Source organism: Escherichia sp. HH41S, assembly GCF_009820115.1.
Taxonomy (GTDB): domain Bacteria; phylum Pseudomonadota; class Gammaproteobacteria; order Enterobacterales; family Enterobacteriaceae; genus Escherichia; species Escherichia coli_F.
Genome location: NZ_VNXE01000064.1, coordinates 159416 through 179017, shown reverse-complemented (window position 1 = coordinate 179017; position 19602 = coordinate 159416). Strand labels below are relative to the sequence as shown.

Below are 19602 nucleotides of genomic sequence, written 5' to 3'. Positions count from 1 at the left end.
GCCCCCGCAGGGGCATTTGCAGTAATGAAATCAGGCGATGAAAGTACCAATAAAGGTTTCTACTTTGCTGTCCTTGAATTTCTCAACAAGCAGATCACGAAATTCGTTAGCCATTTCTTCCTGCACCGCCTCCAGCTGAATAATGCGCAGAACCAGTACAGGACGATCGCCAGTGATAATACTGAGGCGTAATTTAAACGGACGTTCTTTCAGACCTTCAAACGGAACGCATTTAAATTCAAATGCCACTGGCATAATGTCTTTGGTCTTCGCTTCGACAGACTCCATCAGGGAGCGTTTGCCGCTGAAGTCATTATCTTCAAAATCAGCGGTCTGGTTTGCTTCAATCGTGATTTTACGGACAGCCGCAGCCGCTTTTGTTGCCTGAATAGCGTCACCATTAGCATCAAAGCCCACAAGATAGTCGGCCCAGTCTTCAATCCATTCTGCTAGTGACTTCTGGGAGTTACGCTCGCCGTTAACAGACAACAGAGCAGAGAACGGTGCTGTCTTTTTCAGTTTGAGTGTGGCGGTGTTATCTGCGTGACCTGGTTCATCAATAGTACCCAGGTTAAGCACACTGACGGCACGCATATTATCAGCATCGATAAAGCAGCGGGTGCCTTCATCTGCAAGATCTTTAGAATAACGGGTAAAGTCATCGATGCTGGCAGTGGAAAGCGCACCACGGAAACGGAAGCGATTTAAATTAAATTTTTCCAGATCATGAATGCGGAAATTCTCAGGCAATGCCACAGCATCGGCACCAATCTTACTGATAATTTCATTAACACCCTGAGCAGAAATAAGGGCATGGATTTGATTAATTGCGGTTGCGTCTAAGTTCTGAGACATAATAAGTCCTCACTATATAAAGATATTCAGTGATGAGATAAATAATCAGTTAATTAAGAACGATATTAATGACCTGCTGCGCGAAGTTTTCCGTCAGGTTCACCGGCAAGAGTCAGTAATTGTCCCTGGTCTTCCTGCAGAATAGTCAGGCGACCACCGCGATTGACATACATCGGCGTTTCGGTGGTGTCTTCTTCAGAAATTTTCCCGCGGTTAGTCGGGCGAACATATGAGAGTTTGTGTTTGATTTTCACACGGTTCTCATCAAACGGTTCGATTTCCAGGTTGAGCGAGACCTTACCTTTGGTTTTCGTGTTCATCACACCGGAAGCGACTTCACTGAGAACAGCGCCGATTTTGGTTTCAAATACGCCGCCGTCCAGCTCCCCGATAAATGCCTGCACATCAGTACTGCGTTCGCTAGCCATTTTGCTGCTCCTCATCATATCGACCCTGCAAGGTCGGTTGGTTTCTCCACAAAACAGAGAAGAACACCTGCGGTGACTGCCGCCCGGATGGATTGGGTTATGAGCCCGTCGTCCGGTGATGCTCTTCTCTGTTTTGTAAAAAGAGCGGTACCAGCCGGAAGCAAGGGTACAAACTGGTACCGCCAAAGCAGTGGCTGTTGTGGTGGGGTTGTCACTCAGGCGTATGGTCAACCTGACAATCCGGTGTCCTCAACGGGGAAAGAGTAACCCCGCCATACTTACCGCCGCGCCATTTCGCGGATTACCACAACGCTGAGAGCACTTAGCCAGTTACGGCACCACACTTTGTCGCGGCTCCATAAATGCCCTCATCGTTGCACCCTGGTCTCTTCCCAGGCGTCAAACCGAATCGCCACGCTGGTTAGGCGTCTTATCAGTATCATCATTGACTTGCACATTCCGGCTACCTGGTTTGTTTGCTCGAGCAAGGAGTGGATTGTCCCCTTTAACGTCACCAGACCGCTAACGACGCATGTGCCATACGCCGTGTTACAACCAAATTTTGTTTTAATCTTGCCTGTGTTATGTTTCTTTTAGATACATTATGTATCTCATGGGTACATTGTCAAGTATAAAAAAACCTGCCGAAGCAGGTTCATAAATATTGATTAGGCCTTTATTGTGTATCTTCTTGGTTTTCCCGAGAAAATCACTGTACCAATTATAGAGCAATTACCGTTAATCTTAATGTAAGGCTCAGGCCAGTTTGGGTTTAATGCTTTGAGATAACGCTGTGTTCCATCTTCTATCAATCGCTTGAAGGTGGTTTCGCCTGTATCGTGCATCAATGCAATAACGTCGTCACCGTGGCAGGCAGGGACTTCGGGATCAACAAAAATCATGTCTCCAGGGCGGTACTCATCAATCATTGAATCACCAATCACCCGCAAGATATAAGTCATTTCGCCACAGGGTACAGGGCAGGGATACGTTTCTGCTGTGCTCAAATCAACCTCAGAATAGCCAACTTCTTTCCATGCTCCGGCCTGTACCCATGATATGACAGGGACTAACGTTATTTGTTTGTTAGTGATTGAAACATCAGGTTTTTTTGTGATGTTCGTTGTCTGGTGTTCTTGATCAAGCCATCCGACAGGCAGGTCGAAACATTTTTCGATGTGCCGTGCCATGCTGTCACCGATATTTTTAGTAGCGCCATCCCCCATAAACCTGCTGGTTTGGGTTGGCTCGCGATCAATCATGGTGGCAAAGGATGAATTTCCGCCAACACCATCTCTCAGTTTTCTGGCGTTAGACCGCCGGATGTCATGGATTGTTTTCATAACGAAATTAAAACCTTTGTACCGATAAGGTACAAGTATCTTGAAGGTTCATTTCAATCATGTAATATGTATACCGGAGGTACATATTGTATGAAAGCGTATTGGGACTCTTTAACCAAAGAACAGCAGGGCGAGTTGGCCGGAAAAGTTGGCTCAACACCTGGCTACTTACGGCTGGTTTTCAATGGTTATAAAAAAGCCAGTTTTGTGCTGGCGAAAAAACTTGAGCAATGCACGTCAGGTGCAATTACGAAATCTGACTTAAGACCGGATATCTATCCGAAAGATTAACAGAACACCTTCAATTTTTAACCACAGAACGATGAGGCTAACCGTGGGTAAGTATCACTGGAAAGTAGAAAAACAGCCTGAGTGGTACGTGAAAGCTGTCAGAAAAACTATCGCAGCGTTGCCGGGTGGTTACGCTGAAGCAGCTGACTGGCTGGATGTAACAGAGAACGCATTATTTAACCGCCTTCGTGCCGATGGCGATCAGATTTTCCCGCTGGGATGGGCAATGGTTTTACAGCGCGCGGCTGGCACTCACTACATTGCGGATGCTGTCGCACAGTCTGCTGGTGGGGTGTTCGTATCGCTTCCTGAAATTGAGGAAGTAGAGAACGCCGATATAAACCAGCGCCTGCTGGAAGTCATCGAACAGATCGGGAATTACTCAAAGCAGATTCGTTCGGCAATCGAAGATGGGGTCGTGGAGCCACACGAGCAGACAGCAATTAATGATGAGTTGTATCTGTCAATTTCGAAGCTCCAAGAGCATGCAGCACTGGTCTACAAAATCTTTTGCGCTCCAGAAAAGAGTGACGCCCGCGAGTGTGCAGCTCCGGGCGTCGTGGCGTTTTGTGTCTGTGGAGAAACTAACGCATGAACAGTTTAACGGCAAATAACCGTTTGTCGCAACAGCTGGTGGTCAGCGTCGCTGAACACCTGTTGTTACGGCATGAATGCAGATTACCAAATCACCTGGCTGTAAGTAACCACAGAGAACTTTACCTGACTGTGGGGGGCGAGTTGTGCAGGAACTTAACCGCTGGTTTAGTGACGGAAGAGGACTTTATGTTCATGTTATTCGTTGGGAGCCAGAAACACAGCGCGTTATCTATCTTCGCAAAGACTACCCGCATGAGTGCTTTAGTCCTTTGTGGAAATTCAGGCGTGATTTTATTGAGTGTGAAGGACCACCAGCACATTGATTCTGCCATTCCGGGACGTTACACTGTTCAGGCACCTTATAAAGCGGGTGCCGGGATTGGCGTCCTGGAATTGATCAAGGCGATATATGACGCGCCAGCGTCTTTTTTATCGTCCGCATTTGCTCACATCAAAGTTATGGTGGGCTGGGCGGGGGCATCGAAAGATGCGCCGGTTTCCTTGATCACCGGTTACGCCAACCCCGTTCAGTTCACCACCAGCGAAATTGGCGTTTCCGGTGGTGGAAGTATTTCACCGATCAAGGAGGCTGCCATCATGGCTACTGTCCCAGCCCTCACTCGTCTGAATGATGAAGACTTACATAAACTCAGTTATGTAACAACAGCACTACGTGCTCTGCGCAAGGTAACTCTTTCAGATCCGCAGGCGCATCAACTTCTGGTAGAAACCCTTCTTAACTTGCAGGCTGAACGTATTCGTTTGGCGGATAAGGCTAATCTTCATATTCACCGTCTCCTGAATATCAGCGGAGGGCATCGTCATGCTTAATCCGTTGATCCTCAATATTCACCGTTTACTTCAGCGTAAAAAAATATCAATTCCTACAGTTGGGCAGTGGTACACCACACCTGCAGGGCATGTTCTACGTGTTAGCCTGGTTGACCGTGAATGCCAGAAGGTGATTTGTGAACCGCTTGGCCGTAATTACCGCGTCAGTATGCCGCTTATAGCCTTTCGCTCCGGAAAAAACATGAAGCATCTCGGAGGTGCAGCATGAGTATGGAGTTGATGGTTAAAGCGATGAAAATTCGAGTGGGTAATCCATTGCGAAAACTGGTTCTGATCAAGCTGGCTGATAATGCCAGCGATCAGGGTGAGTGCTGGCCCAGCTACCAGCATATTGCTGACCAGTGCGAGATTAGCAAACGTTCTGTGATGAATCATATTGCGGCCCTTTGTGAGTCCGGGCTGGTAAAAAAAGTCACCCGGAAAGGTGAAAAAGGTAACTCAAGTAATATCTATCTCCTTCATCTTGATGGTGCAGGAGATTCACTAGGGGGTAGTGCAAATAATTCACTATCTGGTGCAGCAAATTCACCAGGTAGTGCAGGAGTTGCACCAGGGGGTAGTGCAGGAGATTCACCCAGAACCAGTCACTCTTTTGAACCAGTCAAAGAACCAGTCAATGAACCAATAGCTGTTGGTGCATCAGTTGATGAGTCCGTGCGAGTTCGTTCAAACCGACCGGAATACTCTCCGGAGTTTGAGCAGGCATGGCTGGTATATCCCAAACGTGCTGGTGGCAATTCAAAATCTGCAGCCTTCAAAGCCTGGAAAGCCCGTTTGAATGAGGGGGTAAACCCCGAAACCATGCTGGAAGGTGTGAAACGCTACGCGGGCTGGGTATCTGCGATGGGTAACAGCGGCACACAATTTGTGAAACAGGCTGTCACGTTCTTTGGTCCGGATCGTCATTTCGAAGAATCCTGGGAAGTTCCTGCGGTATCTGCAGCCAGACGCGAGGACCCGTACTTCAAAGCCAGTTACGACAACGTGGACTACAGCCAGATCCCGGCAGGATTCAGGGGGTGATCATGAGTCTTTTGAATGAAGTTCAGAAATACATTGAAGCCCATCCGGGGTGTACTTCCGGAGACATTGCGGATGCTTTTGCAGGTTACTCACGGCAGCGCGTTCTGCAGTCAGCAAGCAAGTTACGTCAGAGTGGTCGTGTGGCTCACCGTTGTGAAGGAGATACACACAGACATTTCCCGCGCCTGACTGAGAGAGCGCAGGATCCGGAACCACAACCAGTTCGTGAAACCAGACCTGTGCGCAATTTCTATGTCGGCACTAACGAGCCCCGGGTGATTTTGTGCCTGACCCGCCAGGCTGAAGAACTGGAGTCAAGGGGCTTATACCGTCGTGCTGCAACCGTGTGGATGGCGGCATTCCGTGAAAGCCACTCCCAGCCAGAACGAAACAATTTTCTGGCGCGTCGTGAGCAGTGCTTACAGAAAAGCAGCAAGCGCGCTGCATCGGGTGAAGAGTGGTATCTGTCAGGGAATTACGTGGGGGCGTAATGACGACGTTAACTCAATGCCAGCAGCAGGTGCTGGATATGCTGATTTCTTATCAGAAAGAGCGTGGCTTTCCGCCAACCAATCAGGAGGTGGCAACCATGCTGGGATACCGTTCAGTGAATGCAGCTGTGGAGCACCTCCGCGCACTGGAGAAAAAAGGCGTCATCACGATAAAGCGTGGCGTGGCCCGGGGTATCACTCTTCATACCGCGGTGAAGGACGACGACAGCGAGGCGGTCGGGATTATCCGCTCACTGCTTGCCGGTGAGGAAAACGCCAGGCTGCGTGCAGCCCACTGGTTACATGAGAGGGGCCTGAAAGTATGAAATTGATCCTGCCTTTTCCGCCCAGCGTGAACACGTACTGGCGACACCCCAATAAAGGGGCGCTTGCAGGTAAGAGCCTGATAAGCGCGGCGGGGCGAAAATTCCAGAGCGCAGCGTGTGCAGCCATCATTGAGCAGTTACGTCGTTTGCCGAAACCAACGTCGGCACCAGCTTCAGTGGAGATCGTGTTGTTTCCTCCGGATAACCGGCTTCGCGATCTGGACAACTATAACAAGGCGCTGTTTGACGCCCTGACCCACGCGGGTGTGTGGGTGGACGACAGCCAGGTGAAAAGAATGCTGGTGGAGTGGGGGCCGGTTATCCCGGAAGGGAAGGTCGAAATCACTATCAGTAAGTACGAGAAAACGGCGGGTGCAGCCGCCTGATTAAGAGGAGAAACGAAGTATGAGTAATCTGATGGTTATTGATGGTATTGAAGTTCGTCGTGATGCTTATGGTCGTTACAGCCTGAACGATCTGCACAGGGCTGCCGGTTCTCTGGATAAGCATAAGCCTGCATTCTGGCTCCGCAATGAGCAAACTGAACGTTTAATAAGCGAGTTGCAGATTTGCAACTCGGTCAATATAGCGCCAGTAAATGTCATTCGAGGTGGAAATAACCAGGGAACGTATGTCTGTAAGGAACTGGTGTATGCCTATGCAATGTGGATCAGCCCGTCATTCCATCTGAAGGTGATCCGTACTTTCGATATGGTAACCAGCGCACCGGAAAAATTATCCGGGCAGGCTGCTGACAAGATGCAGGCTGGTGTGATTCTGCTGGACTTTATGCGTCGGGAGTTAAACCTGTCTAACTCATCTGTGCTTGGTGCCTGTCAGAAACTCCAGGAGGCTGTTGGCTTACCGAATCTGGCACCGCGCTATGCCATTGATGCTCCTGCTGACGCGCCTGATGGCTCAAGTCGCCCCACGCTGTCGCTGAGTGCACTGCTGAAACAGTATGGTATCCGCCTGACGGCTAATCAGGCATATCACCAGATGGTGAAGCTGGGGATCGTCGAGCAGCGCGAACGATACAGCCGTACCGCGATTAACAACATCAAAAAATTCTGGTCGCTGACGGCGAAAGGCTGCATGTTCGGCAAGAACATCACCAGTCCCGCAAATCCGCGCGAGACGCAGCCGCATTTCTTCGAATCCCGATTCCCTGAGCTGTTAAAGCTGCTCGATACCGTACATTGAGGTGACCGTGAGAGCACTACTGACCCCTGAAATTGCCCCGCGTATGGGGATCGTATTGTTCAGACCAGGTTCAGAGCTGATGCCCCTGTTTATGCAGGGGCGTATCCTGCTGGAGCCTGAGCCGGAACGTTATTCATCTTTCGCCAGTGGTGCCGTTCCGGCGGCATCACAACCGCTGGCGGATGATCCTGCCGTTCGGGCCGTGTTCCGCAATGAGGCAGTGATCCGTCGTGCTGGTGGCGTGGAATGTCTTGAAAGCTGGTTACTTCGTGAAAAAGGCTGCCAGTGGCCTCATTCCGACTGGCACAGCGAGAACATGACAACAATGCGACACGCGCCGGGCGCAATCCGTCTGTGCTGGCACTGCGATAACCAGCTGCGTGATCAGTTCACGGAACGGCTGGAATCAATGGCAACGGATAACTGTGCCCGCTGGGTGTTGTCTGTTGTGCGTCGGGATCTCGGTTTTGATGATAGTCACGTTGTGACAATGCCGGAACTGTGCTGGTGGCTGATTCGTAATGACCTGGCGGATGCCTTACCGGAAAGTGCAGCCCGTAAGGCACTGAGATTACCGAAGCCTGTTGTGCCGTCTGTCACCCGGGAAAGTGACCTTGTGCCTTCGGTTCCTGCCACCAGCATCATCCAGGATAAGGCGAAAAAGGTGCTGGCGCTGAAAGTGGATCCGGAGTCGCCGGAGTCTTTTATGTTACGCCCAAAACGTCGCCGCTGGGTTAATGAAAAGTACACACGCTGGGTTAAGACACAGCCGTGTGCATGTTGTGGAAAGCCTGCTGATGATCCCCACCACCTGATAGGCCACGGTCATGGCGGGATGGGTACAAAAGCGCATGACCTCTTTGTGTTGCCTTTGTGCAGAAAGCATCACGACGAGCTGCATGCGGATACCGTGGCATTTGAAGAGAAGTATGGCTCCCAGCTGGAGCTGATATTTCGTTTTATCGATCGCGCGCTGGCAATTGGCGTGCTGGCCTGATTTTGTGGAGAAAGTTGATGCGTGATATTCAGATGGTTCTGGATCGTTGGGGAGCATGGGCGGCGAGTGATAGTTCTGGAGTAGACTATTCTCCTATAGCTGCTGGGTTTAAAGGGCTTCTTCCCTATACAAGCAAAACACGTCAGGCTTGTTCAGATAGTGATGCATTAATTATTGAAGGTTGTCTTGCTCTTCTTAAGAAGAGAAAACCGTATGAGCACTCTCTGATTGTGGCTCATTACCTGTATGGCATCTCGAAAAGGAAGATAGCAAAAGCATACAAAAAAGATGAGAAATTGATACGTATAGAGATACAGTTGGCTGAAGGGTTTATAGATGGTTGTCTCTCGATGCTGGATATTCGTTTAGAAATGGAGTAATAAAATTAAGGCAGCAACATAGAGTTTAACTTTGTTGCTGCGTAACAGATTTAATCTGGCATTATGGTAGATAATTGTGGGCTAGGTTTAACCCCGTAGGTTTCTGATATTCTTTTAACGTTGATACCTACGATTTTTCTGACAGCTCCCAACGAAAATTCTAACTCTTTAATCCCTGCGTCTTTAGAAGTGTTGTTCATATAATAACGGCATGCTTCTCGAATTGACTTGCAAACGATAAATAGAGGTGATTCATCTGGGATTTGAGAAAGCAAAGAGGTCAAACATGTTCTTAACTCTTTGAGTGATTCGGCAACAAAACAGGGGTTTTCAAGATGATATTCTACGAACAAAGCCCCTTTATCATCCAATTCATTTATAATCTTTTTTGCCAGATTTCTTTCATCATGCTGTTGAATATATTTCAAAGCATCGAAGGTAATATTAATCGAACCTTCAAGACAGGAGCTTATAAGGCTTTCATGATCTTTTTTCCATTTTCTTAATACAGGTGCCGGATAGTCTAGCCCCTGATTCTTATCTATTAATACAGAACAAGTAGCACACAGCCATATGCCATTGTTAATTGACTTCCTTTCTGTTTCTGATTGTGACATGTCATAGCGTGGGCCATCAGGAGATGCTGCACATATGTGAGCAGCAACTCCTGTCTTGATTGATTTATTGCCATCAATTGATGGGCCAATGGTCAATCTAGGGCATGAAGGGTTTGAACAAATGAATGCTGCCCGCTCTGCTAATTTTTTTATAGTGTCTTTAGAAAAATTATGTCGCATGTAGTGAACCCAATATATGAGAAAAATATTACTAACGCGGTCCGCATTTTATCATGTAATGTGTTAAGAGTGGTTACTTCGCCACACAGCTTAAACCCGCCGTCGAGCGGGTTTTGTCGTTTCTGGGGCTGGGGATTCGTTGGTCCTTGCCTATTCCGCAGTTATCCATTGGTTCGGCTTCTTTGACGTTTCCGCTTCTGATTTGCGGTACATGATGTTTCCTCAATTTGCACTTGCTGTATCAGCGAGGTGAGAGATAACTACAAATGCCTCATAACCCAAATACATGGCTGGAGTTGGTCCAGAGCTGGTGGCGTGGAGACACACCGCTGGGCGCAGTGATTATGTCGATTGTTATGGCTGGTTTACGTATTGCCTATTTTGGCGGTGGTGGCGGCTGGAAGCGAAAAACACTCGAAATTCTACTCTGTGGCGCTCTGACGCTGACTTTTGCATCCGCTCTTGAGTATGTCGGATGGCCTAAATCACTATCTGTTGCCATTGGTGGTGGGGTGGGGCTGATCGGTGTCGATGCTATTCGTGGGGCTGCAATGCGAGTAATCGGTAACAAATTTGGTGGCTCTAAGGAGTAATTTATGCAGGTACTAAATTCCCAGCGTAAAGCTTTCCTGGATATGGTTGCATGGTCAGAAGGAACGGATAACGGGCGACAACCAACACGAAACCACGGTTATGATGTTATTGTTGGTGGCAAACTCTTCACTGATTACTCCGATCATCCTCGCAAACTTGTCACGCTGAACCAGAAACTTAAATCAACAGCCGCCGGACGTTACCAGCTTCTTTCCCGTTGGTGGGATGCCTACCGCAAGCAGCTTGGCCTGAAAGACTTCTCTCCGAAAAGCCAGGACGCTGTTGCACTGCAGCAGATTAAAGAGCGTGGCGCTTTACCGATGATTGATCGTGGCGATATCCGTCAGGCTATCGATCGTTGCAGCAATATCTGGGCTTCATTACCCGGTGCAGGTTACGGTCAGTATGAACATAAAATCGGTGACCTGATTGCCCGGTTTAAAGAGGCTGGCGGGGTGGTAAATGAAGTTGAGCTATAAGCTGGTTATCGCTGCTTTCTTCGTGACTGTCATCGGTTCTTTCACATGGTCTGCCAGCCACTACTACAGCAAATATCAGCACGAAAAGAAACGTGCTAATGAGGCTGTACGAAATGCTGAATCAGCAACTGCCATTACCAATAACGTCCTGCAATCACTGCAAATCGTCAATACAGTTCTGGAGGCTAACCAGTATGCAAAACAGCAGATCGCACTGGAGTCACAGAGAACCCAGGAAGATATCAAAGGGGCTGTTGCGGATGATGATTGTGCTGTACGTCCTGTGCCTGCTGCCGCTGCTGACAGGTTGCGGAAGTACGCGAACAGTTTACGTGCCGGTTCCGGCGGTACCGCTGCCAACAAGCCTGACCACTGAAACGCCCCAGCCAGTCATTCCCGACCCGCTGACCTATGGGGCCAGTCTGGATCTGAATGTGAGCCTGCTTTCGGCGCTGGGCCAGTGCAACATCGACAAGGCCAGTATCAGGAAGATAGAAACGTCACGCAACTCACAGTAGCCATTACAAAGCTCATCTGCGGGTGGGCTTTGTAATGGCTTATTCGTAGTTGTCACCAGGGAAGTATTCCTGAAACTTTGATTTTGGGAGCTGGGTTTTCGCGAAGTTCGCAAGCCTTCCTCTTGTAAGCATGTAGTCACACCCACCTTCTTGTTTGAGAAGGTCACCAGCTAATGTCCGATACACAACGTCACTTCGCAAAATTTCAATGGTGGAATTCCTGATGAGAAATGTTTCACACATCGGGCATCTAATTAACCAAGCGGTATCACGGTTCTGCCAGGTCGCATCTGAATTGCAAGCCGGGCAGCATTTCTGATCTTCTTGTCCTATGACCATTGTCATGCTCTCGCATAGTGAAGGAATTTTCAGATTAACTCATTTTCAGACGCATCGTAATGGCTTAAGGAAACAATTAATGCCACCACGTACACCAAAAGCCTGCCGCGTTCGCGGTTGCCGCAATACCACTACTGACCCGTCAGGCTATTGCGAAAGCCACAAAAGCGAAGGCTGGAAGCAATACAAACCAGGCCTGTCACGTCATCAGCGCGGTTACGGTTCGAAGTGGGATACCATCCGTGAACGTGTGCTGAAGCGTGACAAAGGCCTGTGTCAGTTATGTCTGCGTGCCGGTGTGGTGCGTGAGGCGAAAACCGTTGACCACATTATCCCTAAGGCGCATGGCGGCACTGACGCTGACAGTAATCTGCAGAGCCTGTGCTGGCCATGTCATAAGGCGAAGACGGCCCGTGAACGGTTGAAGTGATAATAATTCTCAACTTCCTGAGGGGAGGGGCGGGTCAAATCCCTGCGGCCTGACGTCTTCCGGACTGCCCGCCCCATCGTTTTTTTATACCCGCGAAAAATGAAATTTAACCAGGAGTGCCGCATATGGCTGGAACGGCGGGGCGTTCCGGGCGTCGCCCCAAGCCAACGGCGCGCAAGGCGCTGGCCGGAAACCCCGGCAAGCGAGCCCTGAACAAAGATGAACCTGTTTTTACGCCCATCAAAGGTGTTGAGCCACCGGAGTGGTTCGCAGAAGAAGATCTCCCTCTCGCCACGATCATGTGGCAACTGACAACCAAAGAACTCTGCGGTCAGGGCCTGCTGTGCGTGACTGACCTGGCGGTACTTGAGCGGTGGTGCGTGGCCTATGAGTTCTGGCGACGTGCCGTGAAAAATATTGCCAGACAGGGCAACACCATCACCGGTGCAATGGGCGGCATGGTCAAAAATCCGGAGCTGACCGCCAAAAAAGAACAGGAGTCCGAGATGAGCAGTACGGGGGCAATGCTCGGACTCGACCCCAGCAGCCGCCAGCGTCTGATTGGCCTGGCGGGGCAGAAGAAAGCCACTAACCCGTTTCTGAAAATTATCGAATCATGAGCCGGAAATCTTACCCCAACGTAAATGCTGCCAATCAGTATGCCCGGGATGTCGTGCGCGGAAAGATTGTGGCCTGCCAGTTTGTGATTCAGGCCTGCCAGCGCCATCTTGATGACCTGATGGCGGAAAAAAGTAAGTCGTTTCGTTACCGCTTCGACAAGGACCTGGCTGAACGGGCCGCCAAATTTATTCAGCTGTTGCCGCACACCAAGGGTGAGTGGGCATTCAAGAGGATGCCCATCACGCTGGAGCCGTGGCAGCTCTTTGTGATCTGCTGCGCGTTTGGCTGGGTCAATAAAGGCTCCCGGCTGCGCCGCTTCCGGGAGGTGTATACCGAAATCCCCCGTAAGAACGGCAAATCAGCAATCTCTGCCGGTGTCGCCCTGTATTGTTTTGCCTGTGATAACGAGTTCGGCGCGGAAGTGTATTCCGGTGCCACGACGGAGAAACAGGCATGGGAAGTCTTTCGTCCGGCAAGACTGATGTGTAAACGCACACCCATGCTGACGGAAGCGTTCGGGATTGAGGTTAACGCCTCAAACATGAATCGTCCGGAGGATGGCGCGCGGTTTGAACCGCTGATCGGTAACCCCGGTGATGGTTCATCACCCCACTGTGCGGTGGTGGATGAATATCACGAGCACGCCACCGATGCGCTTTACACCACGATGCTTACCGGGATGGGGGCGCGACGTCAGCCACTGATGTGGGCCATTACTACTGCCGGGTACAACATTGAGGGGCCGTGCTACGACAAGCGACGGGAAGTTATCGAGATGCTCAACGGGTCGGTACCCAACGATGAACTGTTCGGGATCATCTATACCGTTGACGAAGGCGATAACTGGACCGACCCGCAGGTGCTGGAAAAAGCTAACCCGAATATTGGCGTGTCGGTTTATCGCGAATTTTTGTTAAGTCAGCAGCAGCGTGCGAAAAATAACGCCCGTCTGGCAAACGTCTTTAAAACAAAACACCTCAATATCTGGGTGTCGGCGCGTTCGGCGTATTTCAACCTGGTGAGCTGGCAGAGCTGCGAGGATAAATCACTGACCCTTGAGCAGTTCGAGGGGCAGCCGTGCATTCTGGCCTTTGACCTGGCGCGTAAGCTGGATATGAACAGCATGGCGCGACTTTATACCCGCGAGATTGACGGTAAAACGCATTACTACAGTGTGGCCCCGCGTTTCTGGGTACCGTATGACACGGTGTACAGCGTCGAGAAAAATGAAGATCGACGGACAGCCGAACGCTTTCAGAAATGGGTGGAAATGGGCGTTCTGACCGTTACCGATGGTGCGGAGGTGGATTATCGCTACATCCTCGAGGAGGCCAAAGCGGCGAACAAAATCAGCCCGGTCAGTGAGTCACCCATCGACCCCTTCGGGGCGACCGGGTTGTCACATGACCTTGCTGATGAAGACCTGAACCCCATCACTATCATTCAGAACTACACCAACATGTCCGACCCGATGAAAGAGCTGGAAGCGGCAATTGAATCGGGGCGCTTTCATCATGATGGCAATCCCATCATGACCTGGTGTATCGGCAACGTGGTCGGCAAAACCATTCCGGGTAACGATGATGTGGTGAAGCCCGTCAAAGAGCAGGCGGAAAACAAAATCGATGGTGCAGTTGCGCTGATTATGGCGGTTGGCAGAGCCATGCTGTACGAGAAAGAAGACACGCTGTCTGACCACATTGAGTCCTATGGGATCCGCTCGCTTTAACTGAGGTAATTATGATCATGCTGATTCTCGCGCCTCTGGTGGGCGTGCTGGGTGCGCTTTTGCTGGCGTATGGTGCCTGGCTGATTTATCCCCCGGCGGGGTTTGTTGTTGCCGGGGCGCTGTGCCTGTTCTGGTCGTGGCTGGTGGCGCGATATCTCGACCGTACACAGCCGTCTGTCGGCGGAGGTAAATAGTGTTCTTTTCGGGATTATTTCAACGAAAAAGTGACGCACCGGTGACCACGCCAGCAGAGCTGGCGGATGCTATCGGGCTGTCATATGACACCTATACCGGAAAGCAGATCAGCAGCCAGCGGGCCATGCGACTGACGGCGGTTTTTTCCTGCGTCAGGGTGCTGGCGGAGTCGGTCGGGATGTTGCCCTGCAACCTGTATCACCTGAACGGCAGCCTGAAACAGAGAGCCACCGGCGAACGTCTGCATAAACTGATCTCCACGCATCCCAATGGCTATATGACGCCGCAGGAGTTCTGGGAGCTGGTGGTCACCTGTCTGTGCCTGCGGGGAAACTTTTACGCCTACAAAGTGAAAGCATTTGGCGAAGTGGCTGAACTGCTGCCCGTCGATCCCGGCTGTGTGGTACCGAAGCTTAACAGTAGCTGGGAGCCGGTCTATCAGGTCACATTCCCGGATGGCTCCACGGATGTACTGAGCCAGGAAGATATCTGGCATGTGCGCACGCTGACGCTGGACGGACTGGTGGGGCTGAATCCCATCGCCTATGCCCGCGAGGCAATATCGCTGGCGGCAGCGACCGAAGAGCACGGGGCCAGACTGTTCAGCAATGGCGCGGTGACGTCGGGTGTGTTGCGTACAGAGCAGACGCTGTCAGATCAGGCTTATGAGCGCCTGAAGAAAGATTTTGAGGAGCGTCACACCGGGCTTGGCAATGCTCACCGCCCGATGATCCTTGAGATGGGGCTGGACTGGAAGTCGATGGCGCTGAACGCCGAGGACAGCCAGTTCCTGGAAACCCGCAAGTTTCAGCTTGAAGAAATCTGTCGTCTGTTCCGGGTGCCATTGCACATGGTGCAGAACACCGATCGCGCCACCTTCAACAATATCGAAGAGCTGGGGCTGGGATTTATCAACTATTCACTGGTGCCGTATCTGACCCGCATTGAGCAGCGGATCAACACCGGACTGGTACGAAAAAGTAAGCAGGGCGTTTATTACGCCAAATTTAACGCCGGGGCCTTACTGCGTGGGGATATGAAGTCCCGTTTTGAAGCCTACGCTACCGGGATCAATTGGGGAATTTACTCTCCCAATGACTGCCGCGACCTGGAAGATATGAATCCGCGTCCCGGTGGTGATGTCTATCTCACACCGATGAACATGACCACGAAACCCTCCGATGGCAGTAAAGCCGGTAAGCAGAAGGATAACGCCAATGCAGACGAAACAACGTCTTGATGTACCGCTGAGTCTGAAATCTGTCAGTGACTCCGGTGAGTTTGAAGGGTATGGCTCCGTCTTTGGTGTAAAGGACAGCCACGATGATGTGGTGATGTCAGGGGCATTTGCTGCTTCCCTGCGGGCGTGGAGTGACAGAAAAGCGTTACCTGCGCTGCTCTGGCAGCACCGCATGGATGAACCCATCGGTGTTTACACCGAAATGAAGGAAGACGATGTCGGGCTTTACGTCAGGGGACGGTTGCTTATTGATGATGATCCCCTCGCAAAACGCGCACATGCACACATGAAGGCCGGTTCGTTAACCGGCCTTTCTATTGGGTACGTCCTGAAAGACTGGGAATACGACCGGAGCAAAGAAGCCTTTCTGCTGAAAGAAATCGACCTCTGGGAAGTCAGCCTGGTGACGTTCCCGTCTAACGACGAGGCGCGGATCAGCGACGTCAAGAACGCACTGGCCCGCGGGGAAATCCCCGAACAGAAAAAAATCGAAAGAGTCCTGCGTGATGTCGGACTCTCCCGCACCCAGGCCAAAGCATTCATGGCCGGGGGCTATAGCGCACTGTCCCTGCGCGACGCTGAGGATGTGGGCTCTGCACTGAATGCACTGAAAAATCTGAACTTCTAATCAGGAGAAATACGATGGCGGTTGATATTAAAGATGTCGAACAGGTCGCGCAGGAGCTGCAGCAGAAGTTTGACGACTTCAAAGCAAAGAACGACAAGCGCGTGGATGCGATTGAGCAGGAAAAAGGCAAGCTTGCCGGGCAGGTGGAAACCCTGAACGGGAAACTCAGCGAGCTGGAAAATCTCAAAAGCGACCTTGAAAAAGAGCTGCTTGAGCTGAAACGTCCGGCTGGTGGAGCGCAAAATAAACTGGCCACCGAGCATAAAGAGGCGTTTGTGGGCTTCCTGCGTAAAGGCCGTGAAGACGGTCTGCGCGATCTGGAGCGTAAGGCATTGCAGGTGGGTACCGATGAAGACGGTGGCTACGCCGTGCCGGAAGAACTGGATCGCAACATTCTTAACCTGCTGAAAGATGAAGTGGTGATGCGTCAGGAAGCCACGGTGATCACCGTTGGCGGTTCCGACTACAAAAAACTGGTGAATCTGGGCGGTACGGCTTCCGGATGGGTGGGGGAAACGGATACGCGATCCCAGACTGCCACCTCCAGACTGGAGCTGATTGAACCTCTCATGGGGGAAATTTACGGCAACCCGCAGGCTACCCAGAAAATGCTGGACGATGCCTTCTTCAACGTGGAGGCCTGGATCAACAGCGAGCTGGCAACCGAATTTGCCGAACAGGAAGAAATTGCCTTTACCTCAGGCGATGGCACCAAGAAGCCGAAAGGGTTCCTGGCGTATGAATCCACTGATGAAACCGACAAGGTCCGGGCGTTCGGCAAACTTCAGCATATTGTATCCGGCGAAGCGACCGCGGTGACCGCAGACGCCATTATCAAACTGATTTACACGCTGCGTAAGGCACACCGCACTGGCGCGAAGTTCATGATGAACAACAACAGCCTGTTTGCCATCCGTCTGCTTAAAGACAGCGAGGGTAACTATCTGTGGCGTCCGGGGCTGGAACTGGGGCAGCCGTCCTCTCTGGCGGGTTACGGTATCGCTGAAAACGAACAGATGCCGGATATCGCCGCTGATGCGAAAGCCATTGCATTTGGTAACTTCAAACGGGGTTACACCATCGTTGACCGTATCGGCACCCGCATTCTGCGTGACCCGTACACCAATAAACCGTTTGTCGGTTTTTATACCACCAAGCGCACCGGCGGGATGCTGGTCGATTCGCAGGCCATCAAACTGCTGAAGATTGCAGCGGCGTAATCACTCAAGGGCGCGGAACCGCGCCCCCTGTTCTGACGGGTGAAGAATCATGATCCTGAAACAAGATCTGAAATGGTCACCGGACGGTATGCGTGTTGAGGTCATTCGGGCCGGTGAGTATGACGACGGGGCACTTCCTGCCCGGGTGCAGGAGATTGCACTTCAGGCCGGGTTAGCAGAGCGCGGAATCAGTGCAAAAAGCAGTAAAGCGGCAAAAGAGAAAAAAGCCACGACCAGTAAAGAGGGCTGAGTATGCTTCTGACAATGGAAGAGATTAAAGCCCAACTCCGGCTGGATGAGGATTTCGATGCTGATGACCGCCATCTGCAACTGCTGGCCTGTGCGGCACAAAAGCGGACGGAAACGTATCTGAACCGGAAGCTCTATGCACCGGATGAAACCATTCCGGACAGCGATCCTGACGGGCTGCACCTGCCGGATGATATTCGTCTGGGGATGCTGATGCTTATCAGCCATTTTTACGAAAACCGCTCGTCGGTTACGGAAGTGGAGAAACTCGACATGCCGCAGAGTTTTGGCTGGCTTGTCGGCCCGTACAGGTACTTTCCGCAATGAAAATTCGTCAGGCGCAGACCAGCGCAACCTACATTCTGCCGGACCCCGGTGAACTGAATAAACGCGTCCTGATCCGCCAGCGGGTGGATATGCCCGCGGATAACTTTGGCGTGGAGCCTCAATACCCGGTTACGTTCCGGACATGGGCGAAGGTTATCCAGACCAGTGCCACCACCTGGCAGGAAACCGCGCAGACCGGGGACGCCATCACCCATTACATCACCATTCGTTACCGCCGGGGGATCACTGCTGATTATGAGGTGGTCTGTGATGACAGTGTGTACCGGGTGAAACGTCAGCGTGATCTGAACGGGGCGCGGCGCTTTCTGCTGCTGGAGTGTACGGAGCTGGGCGAATGTAGGCAGAGTCACGGAGGCAGCAATGGCGACTCCCTTTTTTCACGTTGATGTTCAGCAGCCCGCCGAGATGCGCTTTAACCGCGCCCGTGTCCGGCGGGCGTTTGTCACGATTGGGCAGCGTCATATGCGTGATGCCCGTCGGCTGGTGATGCGCCGTGCGCGGTCGGCACCAGGTGAAAACCCCGGTTATCAGACCGGACGCTTGGCTCGTTCGATTGGTTATATGGTGCCGAGAGCCAGTAAAAAGCGAGCCGGTTTTATGACACGCATTGCCCCTAACCAGCGCAACGGGAAGGGGAACCGGATGATCTCTGGTGACTTCTATCCGGCATTTCTGTTTTTTGGTGTCCGGGGAGGAGCAAAACGTCGTCGTAGTCATCATCGTGGTGCATCCGGTGGCAGCGGCTGGCGACTGGCTCCACGTAATAACTTCATGGTGGAAACGCTTGAAAAGAACCGCAGCTGGACACGCTATTTTCTGGCGCGGGAATTGCGTAAATCACTGAAGCCGGAGCGACGACACAGATGAAACTGACGCCTGTTATTGCTGCGCTGCGTGCCCGCTGCCCGTATTTTGAAAACCGGGTAGCAGGCGCGGCACAGTTCAAAAATCTGCCGGAGGTCGGAAAGCTGAGACTCCCGGCGGCGTATGTGGTACCGGGTGATGACTCTCCGGGAGAAAACAAAAGCCAGACCGACTACTGGCAGGAGCTGAAAGAGGGCTTCTCCGTGGTTGTCATACTAAGTAACGGGCGTGATGAGCGCGGTCAGTTTGCCTCGTATGATGTGGTGGACGATGTCCGGCAGATGCTCTTTAAGGCCCTGCTGGGCTGGAACCCGGAAGCGTGCGGTAACCCGATTACCTATGACGGCGGCACGCTGCTGGATCTGAATCGTCATGAGCTGATTTATCAGTTCGATTTTTCGGTCATCAGCGAGCTGACTGAAGACGATACCCGCCAGCAGGATGATCTGAACAGTCTGGATGAACTGCAAACGCTGGCGATTGATGTTGATTATCTCGAGCCCGGTAACGGGCCTGACGGCGATATCGAACATCACACCGAAATAACTCTTCCTTCCTGAGGATC

General features: G+C 51.5%; 31 protein-coding genes and 1 pseudogene. 28 read left to right on the top strand and 4 right to left on the bottom strand.

Annotated features, from left to right (window positions below; translation table 11 throughout):
• Window positions 1-30 precede the first annotated feature (30 nt).
• The 3 genes from FQZ95_RS12965 to FQZ95_RS12955 form a co-directional block, all read right to left on the bottom strand.
• Entirely contained in the window at window positions 31-855 is an 825-nt protein-coding gene (locus FQZ95_RS12965; protein ID WP_001700344.1) for a YfdQ family protein, read from the bottom strand.
• A gap of 65 nt (window positions 856-920) precedes the next feature.
• Window positions 921-1283, bottom strand: coding sequence for a protein YfdP (yfdP, locus tag FQZ95_RS12960; RefSeq protein ID WP_000135680.1), 363 nt, complete (start codon window positions 1281-1283; stop codon window positions 921-923).
• A 668-nt stretch (window positions 1284-1951) separates the two neighbouring features.
• Window positions 1952-2626, bottom strand: a complete 675-nt coding sequence (locus FQZ95_RS12955) for a LexA family protein (protein ID WP_000848749.1) — start codon at window positions 2624-2626, stop codon at window positions 1952-1954.
• A gap of 90 nt (window positions 2627-2716) precedes the next feature.
• Between FQZ95_RS12955 and FQZ95_RS12950 the strand changes: the two genes are divergently transcribed.
• From FQZ95_RS12950 to FQZ95_RS12900, 12 genes are all read left to right on the top strand, one after another.
• Entirely contained in the window at window positions 2717-2917 is a 201-nt protein-coding gene (locus FQZ95_RS12950) for a YdaS family helix-turn-helix protein (protein WP_000649477.1), read from the top strand.
• A 43-nt stretch (window positions 2918-2960) separates the two neighbouring features.
• A complete protein-coding gene (gene ymfL / locus FQZ95_RS12945) occupies window positions 2961-3512 on the top strand; it encodes a protein YmfL (protein WP_000521508.1) in 552 nt (183 codons plus the stop codon).
• Between the two features lie 145 nt (window positions 3513-3657).
• Window positions 3658-3837, top strand: coding sequence for a DUF4222 domain-containing protein (locus FQZ95_RS26410; protein ID WP_032246010.1), 180 nt, complete (start codon window positions 3658-3660; stop codon window positions 3835-3837).
• A complete protein-coding gene (locus FQZ95_RS26405) occupies window positions 3800-4345 on the top strand; it encodes an ash family protein (RefSeq protein ID WP_032246011.1) in 546 nt (181 codons plus the stop codon). Before FQZ95_RS26410 ends, FQZ95_RS26405 begins: the two co-directional genes overlap by 38 nt.
• Complete coding sequence (locus FQZ95_RS12935) at window positions 4338-4574, top strand: hypothetical protein (RefSeq protein ID WP_001504950.1); 237 nt, start codon at window positions 4338-4340, stop codon at window positions 4572-4574. The genes FQZ95_RS26405 and FQZ95_RS12935 overlap by 8 nt, the downstream gene beginning before the upstream one ends.
• Window positions 4571-5389: a helix-turn-helix domain-containing protein gene (locus FQZ95_RS12930; RefSeq protein ID WP_021527492.1), complete on the top strand. Its 819-nt coding sequence runs from the start codon at window positions 4571-4573 to the stop codon at window positions 5387-5389. The genes FQZ95_RS12935 and FQZ95_RS12930 overlap by 4 nt, the downstream gene beginning before the upstream one ends.
• Window positions 5386-5880 (top strand): PerC family transcriptional regulator, encoded by a 495-nt coding sequence (locus tag FQZ95_RS12925; protein WP_072172696.1) that lies wholly within the window; start codon window positions 5386-5388, stop codon window positions 5878-5880. Before FQZ95_RS12930 ends, FQZ95_RS12925 begins: the two co-directional genes overlap by 4 nt.
• Window positions 5880-6206, top strand: coding sequence for a LexA family transcriptional regulator (locus FQZ95_RS12920; protein WP_000210164.1), 327 nt, complete (start codon window positions 5880-5882; stop codon window positions 6204-6206). The genes FQZ95_RS12925 and FQZ95_RS12920 overlap by 1 nt, the downstream gene beginning before the upstream one ends.
• Window positions 6203-6592 carry a RusA family crossover junction endodeoxyribonuclease gene (locus tag FQZ95_RS12915; RefSeq protein ID WP_000767148.1) on the top strand — a complete coding sequence of 130 codons (390 nt, stop codon included), beginning with the start codon at window positions 6203-6205 and terminating at the stop codon, window positions 6590-6592. The genes FQZ95_RS12920 and FQZ95_RS12915 overlap by 4 nt, the downstream gene beginning before the upstream one ends.
• Window positions 6593-6611: 19 nt before the next feature.
• The gene (locus tag FQZ95_RS12910) at window positions 6612-7409 is read left to right on the top strand and encodes a KilA-N domain-containing protein (RefSeq protein WP_000067574.1); all 798 of its coding nucleotides are present in this window, start codon (window positions 6612-6614) and stop codon (window positions 7407-7409) included.
• Between the two features lie 7 nt (window positions 7410-7416).
• Window positions 7417-8406 carry a DUF968 domain-containing protein gene (locus FQZ95_RS12905; protein ID WP_160530268.1) on the top strand — a complete coding sequence of 330 codons (990 nt, stop codon included), beginning with the start codon at window positions 7417-7419 and terminating at the stop codon, window positions 8404-8406.
• A gap of 14 nt (window positions 8407-8420) precedes the next feature.
• Window positions 8421-8786 (top strand): antiterminator Q family protein, encoded by a 366-nt coding sequence (locus tag FQZ95_RS12900; protein ID WP_195222883.1) that lies wholly within the window; start codon window positions 8421-8423, stop codon window positions 8784-8786.
• 50 nt (window positions 8787-8836) lie between these two features.
• On the opposite strand, the gene FQZ95_RS12895 is transcribed toward FQZ95_RS12900, so the two are convergent.
• Window positions 8837-9583, bottom strand: a complete 747-nt coding sequence (locus tag FQZ95_RS12895) for a hypothetical protein (protein WP_001406331.1) — start codon at window positions 9581-9583, stop codon at window positions 8837-8839.
• 266 nt (window positions 9584-9849) lie between these two features.
• On the opposite strand from FQZ95_RS12895, the gene FQZ95_RS12890 reads away from it, so the two are divergent.
• The 16 genes and pseudogenes from FQZ95_RS12890 (at window position 9850) to FQZ95_RS12820 (ending at window position 19597) form a co-directional block, all read left to right on the top strand.
• Entirely contained in the window at window positions 9850-10176 is a 327-nt protein-coding gene (locus FQZ95_RS12890; RefSeq protein ID WP_001120496.1) for a phage holin, lambda family, read from the top strand.
• 3 nt (window positions 10177-10179) lie between these two features.
• Complete coding sequence (locus FQZ95_RS12885; RefSeq protein WP_160530267.1) at window positions 10180-10656, top strand: glycoside hydrolase family 24 protein; 477 nt, start codon at window positions 10180-10182, stop codon at window positions 10654-10656.
• A pseudogene (locus FQZ95_RS12880) lies at window positions 10640-10909 on the top strand (DUF2570 domain-containing protein); the annotation flags it as partial. The gene FQZ95_RS12885 and the pseudogene FQZ95_RS12880, both read left to right, overlap by 17 nt.
• On the top strand, window positions 10851-11174 hold the full coding sequence (gene lysC / locus FQZ95_RS26400) for an Rz1-like lysis system protein LysC (protein WP_250318891.1): 324 nt from the start codon (window positions 10851-10853) through the stop codon (window positions 11172-11174). The pseudogene FQZ95_RS12880 and the gene lysC, both read left to right, overlap by 59 nt.
• 418 nt (window positions 11175-11592) lie before the next feature.
• On the top strand, window positions 11593-11943 hold the full coding sequence (locus tag FQZ95_RS12875; RefSeq protein WP_001542661.1) for an HNH endonuclease: 351 nt from the start codon (window positions 11593-11595) through the stop codon (window positions 11941-11943).
• A gap of 125 nt (window positions 11944-12068) precedes the next feature.
• Window positions 12069-12563, top strand: coding sequence for a phage terminase small subunit P27 family (locus FQZ95_RS12870; RefSeq protein ID WP_000929175.1), 495 nt, complete (start codon window positions 12069-12071; stop codon window positions 12561-12563).
• Entirely contained in the window at window positions 12560-14293 is a 1734-nt protein-coding gene (locus FQZ95_RS12865; protein ID WP_089643941.1) for a terminase large subunit, read from the top strand. Before FQZ95_RS12870 ends, FQZ95_RS12865 begins: the two co-directional genes overlap by 4 nt.
• Before the next feature lie 11 nt (window positions 14294-14304).
• Window positions 14305-14487, top strand: coding sequence for a protein YmfR (ymfR, locus tag FQZ95_RS12860; protein ID WP_000605605.1), 183 nt, complete (start codon window positions 14305-14307; stop codon window positions 14485-14487).
• Window positions 14487-15728: a phage portal protein gene (locus tag FQZ95_RS12855; protein WP_000466255.1), complete on the top strand. Its 1242-nt coding sequence runs from the start codon at window positions 14487-14489 to the stop codon at window positions 15726-15728. The genes ymfR and FQZ95_RS12855 overlap by 1 nt, the downstream gene beginning before the upstream one ends.
• Window positions 15706-16356, top strand: a complete 651-nt coding sequence (locus FQZ95_RS12850; RefSeq protein WP_001442257.1) for an HK97 family phage prohead protease — start codon at window positions 15706-15708, stop codon at window positions 16354-16356. The genes FQZ95_RS12855 and FQZ95_RS12850 overlap by 23 nt, the downstream gene beginning before the upstream one ends.
• A gap of 14 nt (window positions 16357-16370) precedes the next feature.
• Complete coding sequence (locus tag FQZ95_RS12845) at window positions 16371-17576, top strand: phage major capsid protein (protein ID WP_000257506.1); 1206 nt, start codon at window positions 16371-16373, stop codon at window positions 17574-17576.
• 49 nt (window positions 17577-17625) lie between these two features.
• Window positions 17626-17826 (top strand): hypothetical protein, encoded by a 201-nt coding sequence (locus tag FQZ95_RS12840; RefSeq protein ID WP_000601360.1) that lies wholly within the window; start codon window positions 17626-17628, stop codon window positions 17824-17826.
• A 2-nt stretch (window positions 17827-17828) separates the two neighbouring features.
• On the top strand, window positions 17829-18152 hold the full coding sequence (locus FQZ95_RS12835; protein WP_000927711.1) for a head-tail connector protein: 324 nt from the start codon (window positions 17829-17831) through the stop codon (window positions 18150-18152).
• The gene (locus FQZ95_RS12830; protein WP_000702401.1) at window positions 18149-18559 is read left to right on the top strand and encodes a phage head closure protein; all 411 of its coding nucleotides are present in this window, start codon (window positions 18149-18151) and stop codon (window positions 18557-18559) included. Before FQZ95_RS12835 ends, FQZ95_RS12830 begins: the two co-directional genes overlap by 4 nt.
• Window positions 18534-19040, top strand: a complete 507-nt coding sequence (locus FQZ95_RS12825) for a hypothetical protein (protein ID WP_000224835.1) — start codon at window positions 18534-18536, stop codon at window positions 19038-19040. The genes FQZ95_RS12830 and FQZ95_RS12825 overlap by 26 nt, the downstream gene beginning before the upstream one ends.
• Window positions 19037-19597 (top strand): phage tail terminator protein, encoded by a 561-nt coding sequence (locus FQZ95_RS12820; protein WP_000779292.1) that lies wholly within the window; start codon window positions 19037-19039, stop codon window positions 19595-19597. Before FQZ95_RS12825 ends, FQZ95_RS12820 begins: the two co-directional genes overlap by 4 nt.
• Window positions 19598-19602: the final 5 nt, after the last annotated feature.

Excerpts from the sequence above, each read along its gene's own strand:
- FQZ95_RS12965 (WP_001700344.1), bottom strand. The coding sequence starts at position 855 with ATGTCTCAGAACTTAGACGCAACCGCAATTAATCAAATCCATGCCCTT.
- yfdP (WP_000135680.1), bottom strand. The coding sequence starts at position 1,283 with ATGGCTAGCGAACGCAGTACTGATGTGCAGGCATTTATCGGGGAGCTG.
- FQZ95_RS12955 (WP_000848749.1), bottom strand. The coding sequence starts at position 2,626 with ATGAAAACAATCCATGACATCCGGCGGTCTAACGCCAGAAAACTGAGA.
- FQZ95_RS12950 (WP_000649477.1), top strand. The coding sequence starts at position 2,717 with ATGAAAGCGTATTGGGACTCTTTAACCAAAGAACAGCAGGGCGAGTTG.
- FQZ95_RS12935 (WP_001504950.1), top strand. The coding sequence starts at position 4,338 with ATGCTTAATCCGTTGATCCTCAATATTCACCGTTTACTTCAGCGTAAA.
- FQZ95_RS12930 (WP_021527492.1), top strand. The coding sequence starts at position 4,571 with ATGAGTATGGAGTTGATGGTTAAAGCGATGAAAATTCGAGTGGGTAAT.
- FQZ95_RS12920 (WP_000210164.1), top strand. The coding sequence starts at position 5,880 with ATGACGACGTTAACTCAATGCCAGCAGCAGGTGCTGGATATGCTGATT.
- FQZ95_RS12915 (WP_000767148.1), top strand. The coding sequence starts at position 6,203 with ATGAAATTGATCCTGCCTTTTCCGCCCAGCGTGAACACGTACTGGCGA.
- FQZ95_RS12910 (WP_000067574.1), top strand. The coding sequence starts at position 6,612 with ATGAGTAATCTGATGGTTATTGATGGTATTGAAGTTCGTCGTGATGCT.
- FQZ95_RS12895 (WP_001406331.1), bottom strand. The coding sequence starts at position 9,583 with ATGCGACATAATTTTTCTAAAGACACTATAAAAAAATTAGCAGAGCGG.
- FQZ95_RS12890 (WP_001120496.1), top strand. The coding sequence starts at position 9,850 with ATGCCTCATAACCCAAATACATGGCTGGAGTTGGTCCAGAGCTGGTGG.
- FQZ95_RS12885 (WP_160530267.1), top strand. The coding sequence starts at position 10,180 with ATGCAGGTACTAAATTCCCAGCGTAAAGCTTTCCTGGATATGGTTGCA.
- lysC (WP_250318891.1), top strand. The coding sequence starts at position 10,851 with ATGCAAAACAGCAGATCGCACTGGAGTCACAGAGAACCCAGGAAGATA.
- FQZ95_RS12875 (WP_001542661.1), top strand. The coding sequence starts at position 11,593 with ATGCCACCACGTACACCAAAAGCCTGCCGCGTTCGCGGTTGCCGCAAT.
- FQZ95_RS12870 (WP_000929175.1), top strand. The coding sequence starts at position 12,069 with ATGGCTGGAACGGCGGGGCGTTCCGGGCGTCGCCCCAAGCCAACGGCG.
- FQZ95_RS12865 (WP_089643941.1), top strand. The coding sequence starts at position 12,560 with ATGAGCCGGAAATCTTACCCCAACGTAAATGCTGCCAATCAGTATGCC.
- ymfR (WP_000605605.1), top strand. The coding sequence starts at position 14,305 with ATGATCATGCTGATTCTCGCGCCTCTGGTGGGCGTGCTGGGTGCGCTT.
- FQZ95_RS12850 (WP_001442257.1), top strand. The coding sequence starts at position 15,706 with ATGCAGACGAAACAACGTCTTGATGTACCGCTGAGTCTGAAATCTGTC.
- FQZ95_RS12845 (WP_000257506.1), top strand. The coding sequence starts at position 16,371 with ATGGCGGTTGATATTAAAGATGTCGAACAGGTCGCGCAGGAGCTGCAG.
- FQZ95_RS12840 (WP_000601360.1), top strand. The coding sequence starts at position 17,626 with ATGATCCTGAAACAAGATCTGAAATGGTCACCGGACGGTATGCGTGTT.
- FQZ95_RS12835 (WP_000927711.1), top strand. The coding sequence starts at position 17,829 with ATGCTTCTGACAATGGAAGAGATTAAAGCCCAACTCCGGCTGGATGAG.
- FQZ95_RS12830 (WP_000702401.1), top strand. The coding sequence starts at position 18,149 with ATGAAAATTCGTCAGGCGCAGACCAGCGCAACCTACATTCTGCCGGAC.
- FQZ95_RS12825 (WP_000224835.1), top strand. The coding sequence starts at position 18,534 with ATGGCGACTCCCTTTTTTCACGTTGATGTTCAGCAGCCCGCCGAGATG.
- FQZ95_RS12820 (WP_000779292.1), top strand. The coding sequence starts at position 19,037 with ATGAAACTGACGCCTGTTATTGCTGCGCTGCGTGCCCGCTGCCCGTAT.